The organism is Gemmatimonas sp. (genome assembly GCF_031426495.1).
In the GTDB taxonomy this organism is placed as follows: Bacteria; Gemmatimonadota; Gemmatimonadetes; order Gemmatimonadales; family Gemmatimonadaceae; genus Gemmatimonas.
Genome location: NZ_JANPLK010000043.1, coordinates 1 through 14,548 on the forward strand (window position 1 = coordinate 1; position 14,548 = coordinate 14,548).

Sequence of the window (14,548 nt, forward strand, 5' to 3'; positions counted from 1 at the left end):
CCTCCGGGGGGCCCCAATTGGGGCGCCCCCTGCCCCGGGGGGGGGGGGGCTAGGCCCCCCGCGGCACTCGTGGCGGTGCTCCTCGTCGTCGGCACCGTGCTGACGTGGTTTACGCTGCGCGATCGCTCACCCTCGACGGTGCTCGGCGGACCCACGTCGGGCGACTCGGTGCCGCTCGCCGCCACACCGCCCGCCGACACCGGACCGCTCGCCGATAGCGCGCTTGCGGCGCGCGTCGTGGCCCTCGGGGATTTGACGACGCCGCGCACCACGCGCCCGTCGGCGCGCGACAGCCAGCGCACCGCTGCCGCCGCACGCGCCGCCCGGACGCTCGCCGCGCGCACCGCGCGGCTGGAGATCGTCGGGGCCGACTCCGCGCGACTCTATGTCGACAACCGGCTCGTGGGCATCGGACGCTACAGCGGCGACTTCCCGGTCGCCACCAAGCTCGCGGTGCGGGCCGTCATTGCCAACGCGTCGACGTCCTGCATCACCGCCGAGCGCGACACGGTCGTCACGCTCAAGGGCGGCGACCGCGCGAGCGTAAGCCTGCCGGTGCGAGGCTGCGCGGTAGTGAGCTACGACGTGACACCGCGCGATGCTCGCGTCTCCTTCACGCCGCTCGACGGCGGGCCGACGGTCGAACTGCGCGCCGATAGCGCGCGTGCCCTCTCATTGCCCGAAGGACGCTATGAAGTGCGGATCCAGGCTCCGCGTTGCGTGATGGGCACCGACACGCTCTTGGTGGCATACAGGGCCGACGGGAGCCCTATTTCGCGTCGGTTCCCCCTGATCTGCAGCTGACCACCGGCTGAAGCCGGCCACGGTCGGCACCGAAGCGTCGGTCTGCTGCGACACCTGTCGCGTCTCTTGCGACCCGGGGGTCCGGTTCCAATGCTTCTCGCATGACCACGGGCACAGGGGGCGGGATGAGACTGCACGAGATGTTGCCGGTTGAACGAAGTGCCCAGCGATCCCTCACCGCCGCGTGGCAGCGGGTGATGAGCGACGGCGCCCAAGCACTCGAACAGCTCGATACCGTCCGTGCGCCAGTAAAGGCGTCGTAGGCCCGTGCGCTGCAGCGCGGCATTCACCCCTCGCTGCCGCGAGCCCCGCTGCCACTCGACGATCGCTCGTTGGCTGCGCTGCGTGACGATATCGACTGGTTGCCGCATGCTGATCGCGCCGTACGGGCGCACGCCGGTGGTTCGGCGCTCGATGGGCATATCCTCGCGCTGTTCGACGCCAATGCGCGCATGCTCGCCGCGACCGGCGACCCGAACGCCCTCGAAGGATTGGCCGAGATCAATTTTCGGCCGGGCGCGCTCTGGAGTGAGGAAGCCGTCGGTACGAACGGCCCGGGGACCGCGCTCGCGCTCGCGCGTGCCGTGCACATCGTCGGGGCCGAACACTTCTGCGAACGTTGGCATGGCTGGCACTGTGCCGCTGCCCCCATTCGCGATCCGCTCACGCAGGAAGTGCTCGGCGTCCTTGACCTCTCCGGCCTGCGCGAGAGGGCGCATCCCCACACGCTGTCGTTGGCCAGCGCCATCGCCGTGGCGCTCGAGCAGCGGCTCGTGGCCCGCGAATCGGAACGTCGCGTCACCTTGCTCCGCCGATTCGGTGCCCTCGTCGGACAGTACCCCGGAGACGCGATCCTCGTGGTGGATCGCGCCGGGGAAATCATCGCGTCGTCGTCGCCGGCCGAGCGACTGGTTCGTCGTCTGGCGGCATCCGGCCGCGATGCCACCGACGCCTTGCGCCGCATCAGCACTGCATCGGACGTGGACCGGCGCGCGCTGAATGGCACGGCGCGCAAGCGCGGTCGGAATCTGCCGAGCCAGTCGACGGTGCGCGACGCGACGCATCCGCTGCTCGGAGCTACGGCGGCCGTCCATGCCATGCACGATGGACGAACGCCCATCGGCGCCTGCGTCGTGCTGCCGGCCGGCCAAGCGCGCGGCCATCGACCAGAGGCGGCGCGCAATGTTGTCGCTCGCTCACCGAGGGCGGTGGCGAATCCCACGACGCCTTCTGCGGTGGTGACGCCGGTCGTGACCGCGCGCGGCCCGTCGACCGTGCGCTACACGATGGACGCGCTGTTCGGGCGCGCGGCGGTGCTCGACGACGTGCGGCGATTCGCCCGCGCCTGCGCCCGGACCGATTTACCGGTCCTCTTGCTCGGCGAGTCGGGCACGGGCAAAGAAGTGGTCGCCCAAGGCATTCATGCGGCGAGTCCGCGAGCGCACGCGCCGTTCGTTGCTGTGAATTGTGCGGCGTTGCCCCGCGAACTGGTCGAGAGCGAACTGTTTGGCCATGTGGCTGGCGCCTTCTCGGGCGCGCGGCGCGACGGCGCCATTGGCAAGTTCGAAGCGGCCGACGGTGGCACGCTGTTCCTCGACGAAATCGGTGAGCTGCCGCCCGCGGCGCAGGCGTCCTTGTTGCGCGTGTTGCAGGAGGGTGAGATTACGCGCTTGGGCGCGACCGCCGGACGCCGTGTGGACGTGCGTATCATCGCGGCCACCAGCCGCGACATCACGAACGCGATCGCGAGCGGCACCCTGCGCGATGATCTGTATCATCGACTCAATGTGCTCACCATCGCGTTGCCTCCGTTGCGGACGCGACACGGCGACGCCGTGTTGTTGGCCGAGTATTTTCTCGGGCAGACCCGCGGCACGCTTGCCCGGGACTTCTCGCCGCGGGTTCGCACCGCGTTCGAGCGGTATCGGTGGCCCGGCAACGTGCGCGAGCTCGAGAATCTCCTGAAGCGGTTGGCGGCCCTGGCCGAAGGCCCGACGATTACCGAGGAGATCTTGCCGGCTGCACTGCGTGAGGTCGTCGACGCCGCACCACCAGCGGCGGTCGACGTCACCGACGTGTCGGCATTCGACGCCCTCGACGACACGGCGGCCGCGGTCGAATCCCATCGGCAGGCGCTGCGCGCGCGTTACGCCACGCTGATCGCCGGACATGCGACGATGAGCGACGCCGCGAAGTCCATCGGGATCACCCGCAGCACACTCTATCGGCGACTGCAGCGCATCGGTCTCGCGCCCGGTCGAGGCGTGCGCGATTCGTCGTAGGACGACGTGTCAGCGAACCGCGGCGCTCGTCCCCACGCCGACGGCGCTGCCCACGAAGGCGCCGACCCAAAAGAGTCTGGTGCGCCACCACGCTCGGGGCGGCGGCGGCACGAGCAGCACGTGGTCCGTCGTGACGCGCGCCACCTGCGAGGTCACCAGCGCCGTCGCGGTCGTGCTGTCGCGATGGACGATCGTCAGTCGCGCGACCAGCGCGTCGCGATGCACCGGATCGACGGCATACGCGGCGAGTCCGGCCCGCAACCCGCGGCTCTCGAATACGCGAAAGGTCGCAGTGCTGTCATCGACGGCATCGATCTCGTATCGGGCCGCATCGCGCGGAATCCGCGGCAGCACGGGCATGAGTGGTGCCGGCGCCCGTTCGGCTCGATGACACCCACTGCCGGCCACGGTCACCAGCGCCACGAACCCCAACGCCGCGCGACGCACCGCAACCGATGAGTTCATGCGATCACTTCGTGAACAGATTACGCAGATCGTTGAACGTGACGAGCACGATCAAGGCGAGCACCGCCAGTACGCCGACGCGTGCAAAGCCCTCCCGTACACGGGCGCTGAACGCGCTGCCCTTTATGCGTTCGGCGAGCACCATGAGAATCTGTCCGCCGTCGAGGACAGGGATCGGCACGAGATTCAGGATGGCAATGTTGAGGCTCAAGAAAGCGATGAGCGACCAGAGAGTTTCCGGACCGCTCTTCGCGGCCTGCACCGACGTGCGCGCGATCTGAATCGGTCCGCCCAGGTTCTTCGCGGACACCTGTCCCGAGGCGAGGCCGCCCAACACCGACGCGACGCTCTTGGCCATGCGCCACGTCGCATCACCGCCCGCCGTCATCGCGCCGACCAGACTCAGCTTCTCATTCACCGTGGCGGCGCGCACCTGAATGCCGATGCGTCCGACCGTCTTCTTGGCGCCAGTCACGGGATCATCGATCACCGCCGTCTGCGGCGTGAGTTCCTTGGTGAAACGCGACTCGCCGCGCTGGATCTCGACGCTCAGCGTGCCCGACGTGACCGGGGCAACTTCGTCGAGCACCTCATCCCACGCGCGGATCGGATGCCCGTTGATTCCGACAATGCGATCCCCTCCAGTGAGTCCGGCGATCGCCGCCGGCGCGCCCGGGACCACGGAGTCGATCACCGCCGGCACGTACGTGTTGCCGGCGCGGTAGTAGATGCTGGTGGAGACAACGAGCGTGAGCAGGATGTTCATCATCACGCCGGCCGATAAAATGAACACGCGGGCCGACGTGGACTTGTTCTCCACCCAGCGATCGGCCGGAACGGCCTTGGGGCCGAACGGGGCCATGGAGTTGGCATCCCACAACGCCGGTGCCACATCGGCTGGGCGTTCGATCGCGGCGGCGAGCGAGCCACGATCGGTGCCACCTTCGATCCCCGCCATGGACTCGTCATCCTGGCTGGCCATGCGCACAAATCCGCCGAGCGGAATCAGCGACACGCGGTAATCGGTTTCTCCGTGGCGCACGCCGAACAGCCGATTGCCCCACCCGAGCGAAAACACCGGCGCGTAGACGCCCGTCAGTTTCGCCGCAAGGAAGTGCCCGAGCTCGTGGACAAAAACGACCAGACCGAAGACGAGCAACGGTGCGATGTACGGCGTAATCGAGGACATCTGTGTCAGCACCCCACCTGGGCATTCACGTGGTCGCGCGCCGCCGCATCCGCTCGAAGCAGTTCCTCGAGGGACGCGCCCGGCGCGTCAGCAAACTCGTACAGCGCAGCCGACACGCGCTCGGCGATTCCCGAGAAGCTGAGTCGACCGGCCAAAAAATGTGCGACAGCGACCTCGTTGGCCGCATTGAACACCGCCGGCGCGGCCCCGCCACGCCGGCCGGCGTCGATTCCGAGCTGCAGCATAGGGAAATCCCTATACCTCACGGTTTCGAAGCTCAGGCTGCCAAGCGCGACAGGATCGAAGGATGGTACGCCGGAATCCGGAACGCGTTCCGGATACGTGAGGGCGTACAGGATGGGCAGTTCCATGGACGGGACGCCCATCTGGGCCAGCACGCTGCCGTCTACGAACTCCACAAACGAGTGGATGATGCTTTGCGGATGTACCACGACATCGATCTGGTCGTACGGCACGCCGAACAAATGGTGCGCCTCGATCACCTCGAGTGCCTTGTTCGCGAGGGTGGCGCTGTCGATGGTGATCTTGCTGCCCATCTGCCACGTCGGATGCTTGAGCGCGTCCGTGACCGTGGCGGCCGCGATGCGTTCGGCCGGCCACGTGCGAAATGGGCCTCCGGAGGCCGTGAGCACCAGTCGACGGACTTCGTGCGGCTGACGGCCCGCCAGACACTGCAGGATGGCCGAATGTTCGCTGTCGACCGGCACCAACTCGCCGCCATATCTGCGCGCGGTGTCCGTCACGATCGCGCCAGCCACGACCAGCGTCTCCTTGTTCGCCAGGGCGACCCGCTTCCCCATGCGAAGGGCAGCCAAGGTGGCGGGCAAACCAGCCGCGCCCACCACGGCATTGATCACGATCCGGGCATCGGGGTGCGTCGCCGCCGCCACGAGGCATTCCGCGCCAACCCCCCAGCCATCCGGCGCGTCCGTGTGCGGTTGCACCAGACCAACAAAGGCTGGCAGCCACGTCGCGACCTGCTCAGCGAGCGCGGCCATGTTGGCGTTGGCCGTAAGCGCCACCGGCACGAAGCGCTCACGCTGGCGGGCCAGCACCCGAAGCGCACTGGTCCCGATGGATCCGGTCGATCCGAGAATCGCGACGCCGGCCGGTGTCTCCCTCGTCGCCGCGGAACGGCCCTCGGGCATCATGCGCCGGGAGCCGGGAGCAATAGCGCGTAGTAGAGCGCGTACGTTACGGGCAGCACAAAAAACAGCGAGTCGAGGCGATCGAGCACGCCACCGTGGCCCGGGAACAGCGTACCGCTGTCCTTCACGCCGGCTTCGCGCTTGAGCAACGACTCCGTGAGATCTCCGATCTGCGCCGTCACGCTGATGCAGACGGCGAAGATAATCAGCCCGGTGGGACTGAAGGCAAGCTGCGCCTGCGGCTTGAGCAGGAAATGCACGAACGCGGCACAAGCGCCAACCGTGGCGATCACCGCACCGACGGCGCCGGAAACGGTCTTGGCCGGGCTCACCGACGGGATCAGCTTCGGACCACCGAAAACGCGACCCGTGAAGTACGCACCCGTGTCGCTGGCCCACGTGAGCACGACGGGCATGATCACCACGAGCGCACCCGCCGTGTCACCGACCGCGTAGCCGAAGTAGCGCAGTGCGTAGACATAACTCAGCGTGCCGCCAGTATACAGCGCGCCGAAGATTGTCGTGGCGGCGGCACCAAGTGGCTTGCCGCCGACGCCACGCATCCAGATCGACAGCGCCAACACGAACAGCGGCACGAGGATCCACACCACGAGCGGCACCGCAAACACGCCGAGATGCTGCGCGTGCACGGCGATCGGGATGAGCGCCGACAGCACGATGCCGACCACGCTCATCGGCGTGGTGCCTCCCTCACGGGCGATGCGATAGTACTCCCATGCCGCGACGCCAGAGAGCGCGCCGGCCAGGGTAGCGAGCGGCGCGCCGCCGAGCCAGATGATTCCGAGCGCGATCGGCGCTCCGATGAGGGCGACTACGGCGCGCCGGGCCAGTTCGTTCACGCGAGGGGGGTAGGGAACGCGTACCGGCGCATCAGGTACTGACGCGCCCATAGCGTCGATCACGACGCTGAAAATCGCCAATGGCTTCGTACAACGCCGAGCGTCCGAAGTCCGGCCACAGCACGGCGGAGATGTATAGTTCGGCGTAGGCGACCTGCCAGAGCAGGAAGTTCGAGAGCCGCTGTTCTCCCGACGTCCGGATCAGGAGATCAGGATCGGGACAGTCGGCCGTGAACAGGCGTGCGCGGAATTCTTCTTCAGTGATAGCGTCCGGCGAGAGCCGACCGGCCTGCACATCTTCCGCCATCAAACGCGCCGCGCGCACCAACTCGGCGCGACCGCCGTACGAAATGAACAGATTGAGACCCAGTCGTGTCCCGGTCTCGGTGATACGCATAACGCGCTCGACCGCGGCGGCGGCAGGACCACTCAGGCGATCGAGATCGCCATGAACACGAACGCGAACGCCCTGCTGGTGCAGGTCGTCCGCTTCGCGGGCAATGAACTCTTCCAGCAGCGACATGAGGGCCGAAACTTCCGTCTCCGGCCGCTGCCAATTCTCCTGCGAGAAGGCAAAGAGCGACAACCACTCGACACCTGCTTCGAGACATCCCTCGACCACCGCGCGCACCGCCTTCATCCCGGACCGATGGCCGAACGGCCGGGGCATGTGACGTTCACGCGCCCAGCGACCGTTGCCGTCCATGATGATCGCGATATGCCGCGGCACCGCGCCATGCACGCGAATGCGCGCCAGCAGATCGGTTTCGGTGTCAGCCATGATGGGCGGGGGCAAGGGGCATATCAGCGAGCGGTCCGCAGAGCGGCCTCAAACCTCCATGATCTCGGCTTCCTTCGTCTTCAGCAGCGTCTCAAGCTTGCCGATGCACTCGTCGTGCGCTTTCTGCAGGTCCTTCTCCGCATGCTTCTTGTCGTCTTCAGAGACGCCGTCAAGCTTCTTGACCTTGTCGCGGGCGTCGGTACGGGCATGACGGATTGCGATGCGGCCATCTTCCGCCAGCTTGCTCAGCACTTTGACCAGCTCCTTGCGGCGCTGTTCGTTCATCGAGGGCAATGGCACGCGAATCACGCCGCCTTGGTGCGCCGGATCGAGGCCAAGTTCGGACTCGCGAATCGCCTTCTCGATCACCTTCGCCTGGCCCTTATCGAACGGCGTGACGAGCAGGATACGCGGTTCGGGGGCGGACACCTGCGCCACCTGATTCAGTGGCACCAGCGAGCCGTAGGCCTCGACCTTGATGGTGTCCAACATGTTCGGCGACGCCTTGCCGGTGCGAATGCCGGCGAAGTCGCGCTTCGAGGCCTCGAGGGCCTTTTCCATCCCGCTCTTCGTGTCCTTCAGGATCTGCGCAATAGTGCTCATGAAACCAGTGTCCCCACGCGTTCGCCGTTGATGGCGCGTGCGATCGCGCCTGGCGTGTGAAGGTTCAGCACGATCAGCGGCAACTGATTCTCTTTGCACAGCGTGATGGCCGTCTGGTCCATGACGCGGAGCTCTTCGAGCATCACATCGCGATAACTGATCGACTCGTACATCGTGGCGTTCGGATCCTTCTTCGGGTCCGCCGAATACACGCCGTCGACGCTGGTGGCCTTGATGATGACATCCGCCTTCATCTGGATGGCCCGTAGCACCGCCGCCGTGTCCGTCGAAAAATACGGATTACCCGTGCCGGCGGCAAAGATGACCGTACGCCCCTTCTCGAAATGGCGCAGTGCGCGCCGGCGAATGTAGGGCTCGGCCAACTCTTCCATGCGGATCGCCGTCATGACGCGCGTGTCGAGCCCCTTTTTCTCGAGCACATCCTGCATGGCCATCGCATTGATGACCGTGCCGAGCATGCCCATGTAATCGGCGCCAACACGATCCATTCCCATCTGGGAGAGTTGCGTGCCGCGCACGATGTTGCCGCCTCCGATGACCAGACCGAGTTGCACGCCCATGCGCGCCACTTCAACGATCTGGTCCGCGAAGGATCCGATGCGTTCAAAATCGAAACCGACGCCGCGATCTCCGGCGAGTGCTTCACCGGAGAGCTTGAGCAGAATGCGCGTGTACTTCCTGTCCGCGGCGCCCACGGCGCTCACTCGGCGCCGAGCTGCAGGCGAGCGAAGCGATCGACCGTGATCGAACCACCCGCGCGCTCGGCGTGGTCCTTGACCAGCGCCGCGATGGTGATGGCCGGATCGCGCACCCAGGCCTGTGGAAGCAACGTCACGTCCTTGAGGAACGCTTCGATCTTGCCCGTCGCGATCTTCTCGATCATCGCTTCCGGCTTGCCCGTCTCACGCGCCTGCTCCTCGGCAATGCGCTTCTCGCTCTCGATCTTCTCGGCAGGTACCCCGTTGCGATCGACGGCGAGCGGTGCCGACGCCGCGATGTGCTCGGCGATGAACTTGACCAGCTGCAGCGTGGACTCGTGGGCCGCGACTTCCGGCGTCGAGGCCGTCACCTGGACGAGCGTGGCCAGCTTGCCATTGTGATGGCGGTACATGCCGACCACGCCATTCTCGCCGGCATCGAAGCGCGCGACGTGCTTGACATTTACGGCTTCGCCCGTCTTCGACGACGCGATCTTCACGAACTCGGCCACCGTCTGCGACGCATCAGCCGCGAACGGCTCGCTCAGGAAGGTTTCGACATCGGCCGCGGTGGAATGCACGCGCTGCGCAACGAGCTGCGCGACGACCTTGCCGAAATCTTCGTTGCGCGCGACAAAGTCCGTCTCGCACGCGACTTCGACGAGCACGCCGGAGCGGCCGTGGTTGAAGATCTCGCCGCCGATGATGCCTTCGCTCGTGGAGCGATCGGCACGCTTCTCGGCCTTTGCAATACCCTTCTTGCGGAGGTACTCGACGGAGGCGTCCATATCGCCGCCATTCTCCTCGAGCGCCTTCTTGCAATCCATCATGCCGGCGCCGGTGCGCTGGCGGAGTTCCGAAACAGCCTTCGCGGTGATCACCGTGGTCATCTTCGAGCCCTGTATATGCTGAGTGTCAGTATCTGCGATGCGATGGTACTGCGAACAATGCCGAGCTACTGCGTACGAACGCCGCCGGTGTTGAGCCGGCGGCGTCGCGGTGCTGCAGTGGAAGCCTGATCCGGCGGTCAGGAAACAGACCGACGGTTACTCCTGTCCGGCCGACTCCGCTCCCGCTTCTCCGGCGTCACCAGCGGCTTCCGGGGCGGCGCCTTCAGCGGCCGTTCCCTCGGTGCCCGGCTTCAACCGTGCGGCAATGGCTTCCGGCTTGGCGCGGCGACGGCGCGGACGATTACCGGCACCACCTCCCTGGCCGCCACCCTGTCCGCCCTGCCCACCACGATCTCCACCCTGGCCACCACGATCTCCGCCACGGCCACCACGCTCACCGCGACCCGCCGGCTCCGTACCACGGTCGCTCGAGAACGTGTAGCTCTCCTGCTCTTCGTCGCTCGGACGAGCCGGCGCCTCACGGCGCGCCTCGTCGATGGTATCAGCGATCACCTTCGCGATGAGCTCGACCGAGCGGATAGCGTCGTCGTTACCGGCGATCGGCACCGTGATCAGGTCGGGATCGGCATTGGTGTCCACGATGGCGACGATGGGCACGCCAAGCTTGTTGGCTTCGGAGACGGCAATGCGCTCCTTCTTCGAGTCGATGATGAACAGCAGCCCCGGGAGGCGGTTCATCGTCTTGATACCCGAGAGGTACTTGCCGAGCTTCTCGCGCTGACGCGACATGAGAAGCTGTTCCTTCTTCGTGTAGTTCGCGAGCGTTCCGTCTTCCGTGCCGGCCTCGAGGTCCTTGAGCTTCTTGACCTGCTTCTTGACCGTCTGGAAGTTCGTGAGCATGCCACCGAGCCAACGCTCAGTCACGAACATGCCACCGCAGCGCTCGGCCTCGGCCTTCACGATGGCGGCGAGCTGGCGCTTGGTGCAGACGAAGAGGACGTTCTCACCGCGCAACACGACCTCGCGGACGAGCTTCTGCGCCAGTTCGATCTGGCGGAGCGTCTTCTGCAGGTCGATGATGTGAATGCCATTGCGCTCGGCGAAAATGAACCGGCGCATCTTGGGGTTCCAACGACGGGTCTGGTGCCCGAAGTGAACGCCCGCGGCGAGCAGCTGCTCGAGGGACGGAGTCGTCATGTGAAGCGTGTTTTTAGGTTTTGGAATTCGTCCGCTGTCGTCACCGTCGGCTGCGACCGGCTCCAGAAGGAGCTCGGTACCCGCAGCCGACTCGGACAGCGTGAGAGATACGCAAGACGACGCGGCGAACCGCGTGGACTAGCGCTTGGAGAACTGGAACCGCTTACGGGCGCCAGCGCGGCCCGGCTTCTTACGCTCGACTTCACGCGCATCACGCGTCATGAGGCCGTATTCGCGAAGCTTCTTCTTGTTGCTCTCGTCGATCTTGACGAGGGCACGGGCGATCGCGAGACGCACGGCACCGGCCTGACCAGCCACGCCACCACCGTCGAGGACGGCCTTGATGTCGTACTTGCCAAGCGTGTCGGTCAGCGTGAACGGCTGCTGAATCGCGGAGACGAGCGTCGGACGCGGGAAGTATTCACCCAGCGTACGGCCGTTGACGTCCCACTTGCCCGAACCCGGCGTCATGTACATGCGGCACACCGCACGCTTCCGACGACCGATGGTTTGAATCTGCTCTGACATTACTTAGCCTCGGCGGAGGAGAACGAAAGCGCCGTCGGCGTCTGCGCGACGTGTGTATGCTCGGCACCCGCGAACACGCGCAACTTGCGACGCAGTACCTGACGGCCCAGCGCCGTCTTCGGGAGCATGCCGTACACGGCCTTCTCGATCACGCGCTCCGGATGCTTCGCCAACACCGAGGCAAAGGGCGTGTGCTTCTCGTGGCCCATGTAGCCGGTGTGGCTGAAGTAGGTCTTCTGCTCGGCCTTGCGGCCGGTCACCTGTACCTTCGACGCATTGATCACGATGACGAAGTCACCCGTGTCCATATGCGGCGTGTACATGGGCTTATGCTTGCCGCGGATGATCTTCGCGACTTCCGACGCGAGACGGCCCAGGACCATTCCTTCCGCGTCGACGATGTACCACCGACGGTCGATATCCTTCGGGGTCGCGCTGTAGGTCTTCATGCTAACGTGATCCGTGCGTGATTCGGAGACGCCACCAGAGGCGCTCAGAAAGAGATAAAGGAACTACGAAGGGAAAACAGGCACTGCTGATCGCACTACTGAACGCCAAATCGCCCGGAAAACGGGACAGACCCGTAGGTTACTCAGCTTTGAAGTCTGTGTCAATCCGAGGGTTGGGGGTCGTTTCGGCTTCGCTCCACCCGAATTCCAATGCTCGAGTTCGCTTGCCGGTTCGGTAGTCCAGCAGCCAGACTGTGCCTTGGCGGGCGACGAGCCCCCAATACCCCCCTCCAGGAGTGTGCATGTCGATGACATCGGAGTTCAAGGAATTCGCCATGAAAGGCAGCGTCATGGACCTGGCGATCGGCGTCGTCATCGGCGGCGCCTTCCAGAAGATCGTCGATAGCCTGGTCAACGACATCATCATGCCTATTGTGGGCCTGGCGACCGGCGGCGTCGACTTCTCCAACCGCTTCCTGGCGCTGCAAGGCGGCCCCTTCACCACTCTCGAGGAGGCCAAGAAGGCGGGCGTCGCCACCCTGAACTATGGCCTGTTCATCAACCAGATCCTGACGTTCGTGATCGTCGCCTTCACCCTGTTCATGGTGATCAAGGGCGTGAACCGGATGCGCCGGAACGCGCCGCCCGCTACGGTCTGATGCCCGATCGGGGCCGATTTCGACCGCCGGCTTACGCCGACGGGATCGGCCCCAGCTCCACCAACAACGCGCCCTTGTCGACGGCCTGTCCCGGCACGGCCCGCACGGCCATGACCACCCCGGCCACCGACGCCCGCAGCTCGTTCTCCATTTTCATGGCTTCGACCACCACCAGCCCCTGCCCGGCGCTGACGGTGTCGCCCACGGCCACCGACACGCGCACCACGAGCCCTGGCATGGGTGCCATCAGCGGTGCCGGCCCACTGGCCTCCGCCGCCGCGGCGGTCAGATCGCGGATCGATCGCATCCGTTCATCAAGCGCTTCCGCGTCCACGCGCTGACCGTCCAAATCGAGCGTCCAGCGCCCCTTGGACGACCCACGCCGCGCGACCAACCGATGCACCTGCTCGCCAATGCGCAGCAGCCGTACCGGCGTCCCCTCGATTGAGGAGAGCGATGCGGCCACTCGCTCGCCATCCACCTCCGCGTGCGCGCCATCAAGATCCACGATCACGCGCTCGCCATTCACATCCACGATGTACTTCATGCCGTTGTCTCCGGGCGCAGGACGCACACCGTCTCGACGTGCGCGGTCTGCGGGAACATGTCGAAACAGCGCACCGCGTCGATGCGCCAGCCCGGCACGCGCGCGAGATCTCGCGCCAGCGTAGCCGGGTCACAACTCACATACACGATGCCGCGCACGCCGCGGCTCGACGCCTGCTCCAGCAACGACGTGACACCCACCGCCACTCCGGCGCGCGGCGGATTGAGCACGACGACATCGGCCGGCAGCGCCGCAGACAGCGCTGATTCCACGAGCGCCGTGATCACCTGTACACGATCGGTCAGCCCTGCCTCGTCCACACGCCGCCGCGTGGCGGCCGTGCCCGACGCATCCGCTTCAATCGACACGACCTGCGCGCCATCGCGGGCGAACCGCTCGGTCAGTTCGCCGCTGCCCGCATACGCATCGACCACCCGCTTGGGCGAAAACGACTGCACCGACGCGTAGACGAAATCGCGCAGTGCCGTGGCCACCGTCGAGTTCACCTGCGCGAAGGCCAGGGCTTCGCGCGCGTCCGGCACGTAGCGTCCGGCCTCGGCGGCCTCGTCGAGCGCTGCGTTCCCGTCCGACGTGGCCGACTCCACCTGCAACGCAGCGCCGAGCATTGCGACGTCGGTGTTCACGTCTCCAGCCAATCCCACCGGTTCACCGCCGCGGGGCAGCCACCACACCGCCCGGACCGGCGCCGACGCGCGCAGCAGTGCCGCGGCCCACTCGGCCGCACCGCTCCACGCCTCACCGCCCTGCACGACGACGGCGACGGTTTCCTGCCCGGACTCGGCCGACAACAGTCGAAACGATACACGAAGAAATCGATCCGTCGGCATTCCATGCAGTCGCTCACGCATGTCGCGCCAACATTGCACGAGCACCGGATTCGCGATCGGGCACTCCTGGAGATTGAAGACGCGTGCGGCATCGTCGTGCGGATGCAACCCGCCGGTCCAGCCTCGACCGCGCGGCAAGAGCATCAGCGTCAAGCGTCCTCGATAGCCCCAGGATTCACCGGTGATCAGCTCGGGCAGTTCGATCGTGCGCTTCCCGATCCGGGAGAGCGCGTCCTGCACGATGTGGCGACGCGCGTCACGCTGCGCCTCGTCATCAAGATGCTGCAACTGGCATCCCCCGCACCGGTCACGCTCGTAGTGCGCACAGCGCGCGTCGACACGATGCGCTGACGGCGCCACGATCTGCAGCACGCGGCCGCGACCGTGCCGTGCATGCGCGACGTACGCCACCTGCGCGACGTCACCCGGCGCGGTGCGCGGCACGAAACACGCCAATCCGTTTGCCCGGCCGACCCCATCGCCCCCCTTGGCGATCCGGTCGATGGTCAGGGTGGCGATCTCCTCCACGGCCGGCTTCTCCGACACACGGCGTGCGCCGTGCCACGAGGAGCCCGGGCGCGACGCGCCAGATTGCGA

Annotated in this window: 16 protein-coding genes and 1 pseudogene; 4 read left to right on the top strand and 13 right to left on the bottom strand. The window is 66.2% G+C overall.

Translation table 11 applies throughout. The features are described from left to right. Window positions 1-69: 69 nt before the first annotated feature. The 3 genes from RMP10_RS11150 (at window position 70) to RMP10_RS11160 (ending at window position 3,086) form a co-directional block, all read left to right on the top strand. The gene (locus tag RMP10_RS11150; protein WP_310570353.1) at window positions 70-804 is read left to right on the top strand and encodes a hypothetical protein; all 735 of its coding nucleotides are present in this window, start codon (window positions 70-72) and stop codon (window positions 802-804) included. 101 nt (window positions 805-905) lie between these two features. Then, a complete protein-coding gene (locus tag RMP10_RS11155; RefSeq protein ID WP_310570354.1) occupies window positions 906-1,067 on the top strand; it encodes a hypothetical protein in 162 nt (53 codons plus the stop codon). 69 nt (window positions 1,068-1,136) lie between these two features. Continuing rightward, window positions 1,137-3,086, top strand: coding sequence for a sigma 54-interacting transcriptional regulator (locus RMP10_RS11160; RefSeq protein WP_310570355.1), 1,950 nt, complete (start codon window positions 1,137-1,139; stop codon window positions 3,084-3,086). Window positions 3,087-3,095: 9 nt separating this feature from the next. Here the strand turns inward: RMP10_RS11160 and RMP10_RS11165 are convergent, their stop codons facing one another. The 11 genes from RMP10_RS11165 to rplM form a co-directional block, all read right to left on the bottom strand. Beyond that, complete coding sequence (locus RMP10_RS11165; protein ID WP_310570356.1) at window positions 3,096-3,551, bottom strand: hypothetical protein; 456 nt, start codon at window positions 3,549-3,551, stop codon at window positions 3,096-3,098. 4 nt (window positions 3,552-3,555) lie between these two features. Further along, a complete protein-coding gene (gene rseP / locus RMP10_RS11170; RefSeq protein WP_310570357.1) occupies window positions 3,556-4,740 on the bottom strand; it encodes an RIP metalloprotease RseP in 1,185 nt (394 codons plus the stop codon). Window positions 4,741-4,745: 5 nt separating this feature from the next. Beyond that, window positions 4,746-5,912: a 1-deoxy-D-xylulose-5-phosphate reductoisomerase gene (gene dxr / locus RMP10_RS11175; protein ID WP_310570358.1), complete on the bottom strand. Its 1,167-nt coding sequence runs from the start codon at window positions 5,910-5,912 to the stop codon at window positions 4,746-4,748. Next, window positions 5,909-6,769 (bottom strand): phosphatidate cytidylyltransferase, encoded by an 861-nt coding sequence (locus RMP10_RS11180; RefSeq protein ID WP_310570359.1) that lies wholly within the window; start codon window positions 6,767-6,769, stop codon window positions 5,909-5,911. Before RMP10_RS11180 ends, dxr begins: the two co-directional genes overlap by 4 nt. A gap of 31 nt (window positions 6,770-6,800) precedes the next feature. Then, window positions 6,801-7,550 (bottom strand): isoprenyl transferase, encoded by a 750-nt coding sequence (locus tag RMP10_RS11185; protein WP_310570360.1) that lies wholly within the window; start codon window positions 7,548-7,550, stop codon window positions 6,801-6,803. Between the two features lie 48 nt (window positions 7,551-7,598). After that, window positions 7,599-8,153 (bottom strand): ribosome recycling factor, encoded by a 555-nt coding sequence (gene frr / locus RMP10_RS11190; RefSeq protein ID WP_309673196.1) that lies wholly within the window; start codon window positions 8,151-8,153, stop codon window positions 7,599-7,601. After that, on the bottom strand, window positions 8,150-8,869 hold the full coding sequence (gene pyrH / locus RMP10_RS11195; RefSeq protein ID WP_171224371.1) for a UMP kinase: 720 nt from the start codon (window positions 8,867-8,869) through the stop codon (window positions 8,150-8,152). Before pyrH ends, frr begins: the two co-directional genes overlap by 4 nt. Window positions 8,870-8,874: 5 nt before the next feature. Continuing rightward, entirely contained in the window at window positions 8,875-9,762 is an 888-nt protein-coding gene (gene tsf, locus RMP10_RS11200; protein WP_310570361.1) for a translation elongation factor Ts, read from the bottom strand. A gap of 156 nt (window positions 9,763-9,918) precedes the next feature. Further along, window positions 9,919-10,920 (bottom strand): 30S ribosomal protein S2, encoded by a 1,002-nt coding sequence (gene rpsB / locus RMP10_RS11205; protein ID WP_310570362.1) that lies wholly within the window; start codon window positions 10,918-10,920, stop codon window positions 9,919-9,921. Between the two features lie 138 nt (window positions 10,921-11,058). Beyond that, window positions 11,059-11,448 (bottom strand): 30S ribosomal protein S9, encoded by a 390-nt coding sequence (gene rpsI, locus RMP10_RS11210; protein WP_309673199.1) that lies wholly within the window; start codon window positions 11,446-11,448, stop codon window positions 11,059-11,061. After that, complete coding sequence (rplM, locus tag RMP10_RS11215) at window positions 11,448-11,897, bottom strand: 50S ribosomal protein L13 (protein WP_309673200.1); 450 nt, start codon at window positions 11,895-11,897, stop codon at window positions 11,448-11,450. Before rplM ends, rpsI begins: the two co-directional genes overlap by 1 nt. 308 nt (window positions 11,898-12,205) lie before the next feature. Here rplM and mscL point away from each other — a divergent pair. Further along, window positions 12,206-12,526 (top strand): annotated as a pseudogene (gene mscL, locus RMP10_RS11220) (large conductance mechanosensitive channel protein MscL); the annotation flags it as partial. A 61-nt stretch (window positions 12,527-12,587) separates the two neighbouring features. Here mscL and RMP10_RS11225 read toward each other — a convergent pair. After that, entirely contained in the window at window positions 12,588-13,103 is a 516-nt protein-coding gene (locus tag RMP10_RS11225; RefSeq protein ID WP_309672328.1) for a biotin/lipoyl-containing protein, read from the bottom strand. Further along, a complete protein-coding gene (locus RMP10_RS11230) occupies window positions 13,100-14,497 on the bottom strand; it encodes an RsmD family RNA methyltransferase (protein ID WP_310570363.1) in 1,398 nt (465 codons plus the stop codon). The genes RMP10_RS11225 and RMP10_RS11230 overlap by 4 nt, the downstream gene beginning before the upstream one ends. Window positions 14,498-14,548 lie beyond the last annotated feature (51 nt).

Excerpts from the sequence above, each read along its gene's own strand:
- dxr (WP_310570358.1), bottom strand. The coding sequence starts at position 5,912 with ATGATGCCCGAGGGCCGTTCCGCGGCGACGAGGGAGACACCGGCCGGC.
- RMP10_RS11165 (WP_310570356.1), bottom strand. The coding sequence starts at position 3,551 with ATGAACTCATCGGTTGCGGTGCGTCGCGCGGCGTTGGGGTTCGTGGCG.
- frr (WP_309673196.1), bottom strand. The coding sequence starts at position 8,153 with ATGAGCACTATTGCGCAGATCCTGAAGGACACGAAGAGCGGGATGGAA.
- rpsI (WP_309673199.1), bottom strand. The coding sequence starts at position 11,448 with ATGTCAGAGCAGATTCAAACCATCGGTCGTCGGAAGCGTGCGGTGTGC.
- RMP10_RS11225 (WP_309672328.1), bottom strand. The coding sequence starts at position 13,103 with ATGAAGTACATCGTGGATGTGAATGGCGAGCGCGTGATCGTGGATCTT.
- tsf (WP_310570361.1), bottom strand. The coding sequence starts at position 9,762 with ATGACCACGGTGATCACCGCGAAGGCTGTTTCGGAACTCCGCCAGCGC.
- rpsB (WP_310570362.1), bottom strand. The coding sequence starts at position 10,920 with ATGACGACTCCGTCCCTCGAGCAGCTGCTCGCCGCGGGCGTTCACTTC.
- rplM (WP_309673200.1), bottom strand. The coding sequence starts at position 11,897 with ATGAAGACCTACAGCGCGACCCCGAAGGATATCGACCGTCGGTGGTAC.
- rseP (WP_310570357.1), bottom strand. The coding sequence starts at position 4,740 with ATGTCCTCGATTACGCCGTACATCGCACCGTTGCTCGTCTTCGGTCTG.
- RMP10_RS11155 (WP_310570354.1), top strand. The coding sequence starts at position 906 with ATGACCACGGGCACAGGGGGCGGGATGAGACTGCACGAGATGTTGCCG.
- RMP10_RS11185 (WP_310570360.1), bottom strand. The coding sequence starts at position 7,550 with ATGGCTGACACCGAAACCGATCTGCTGGCGCGCATTCGCGTGCATGGC.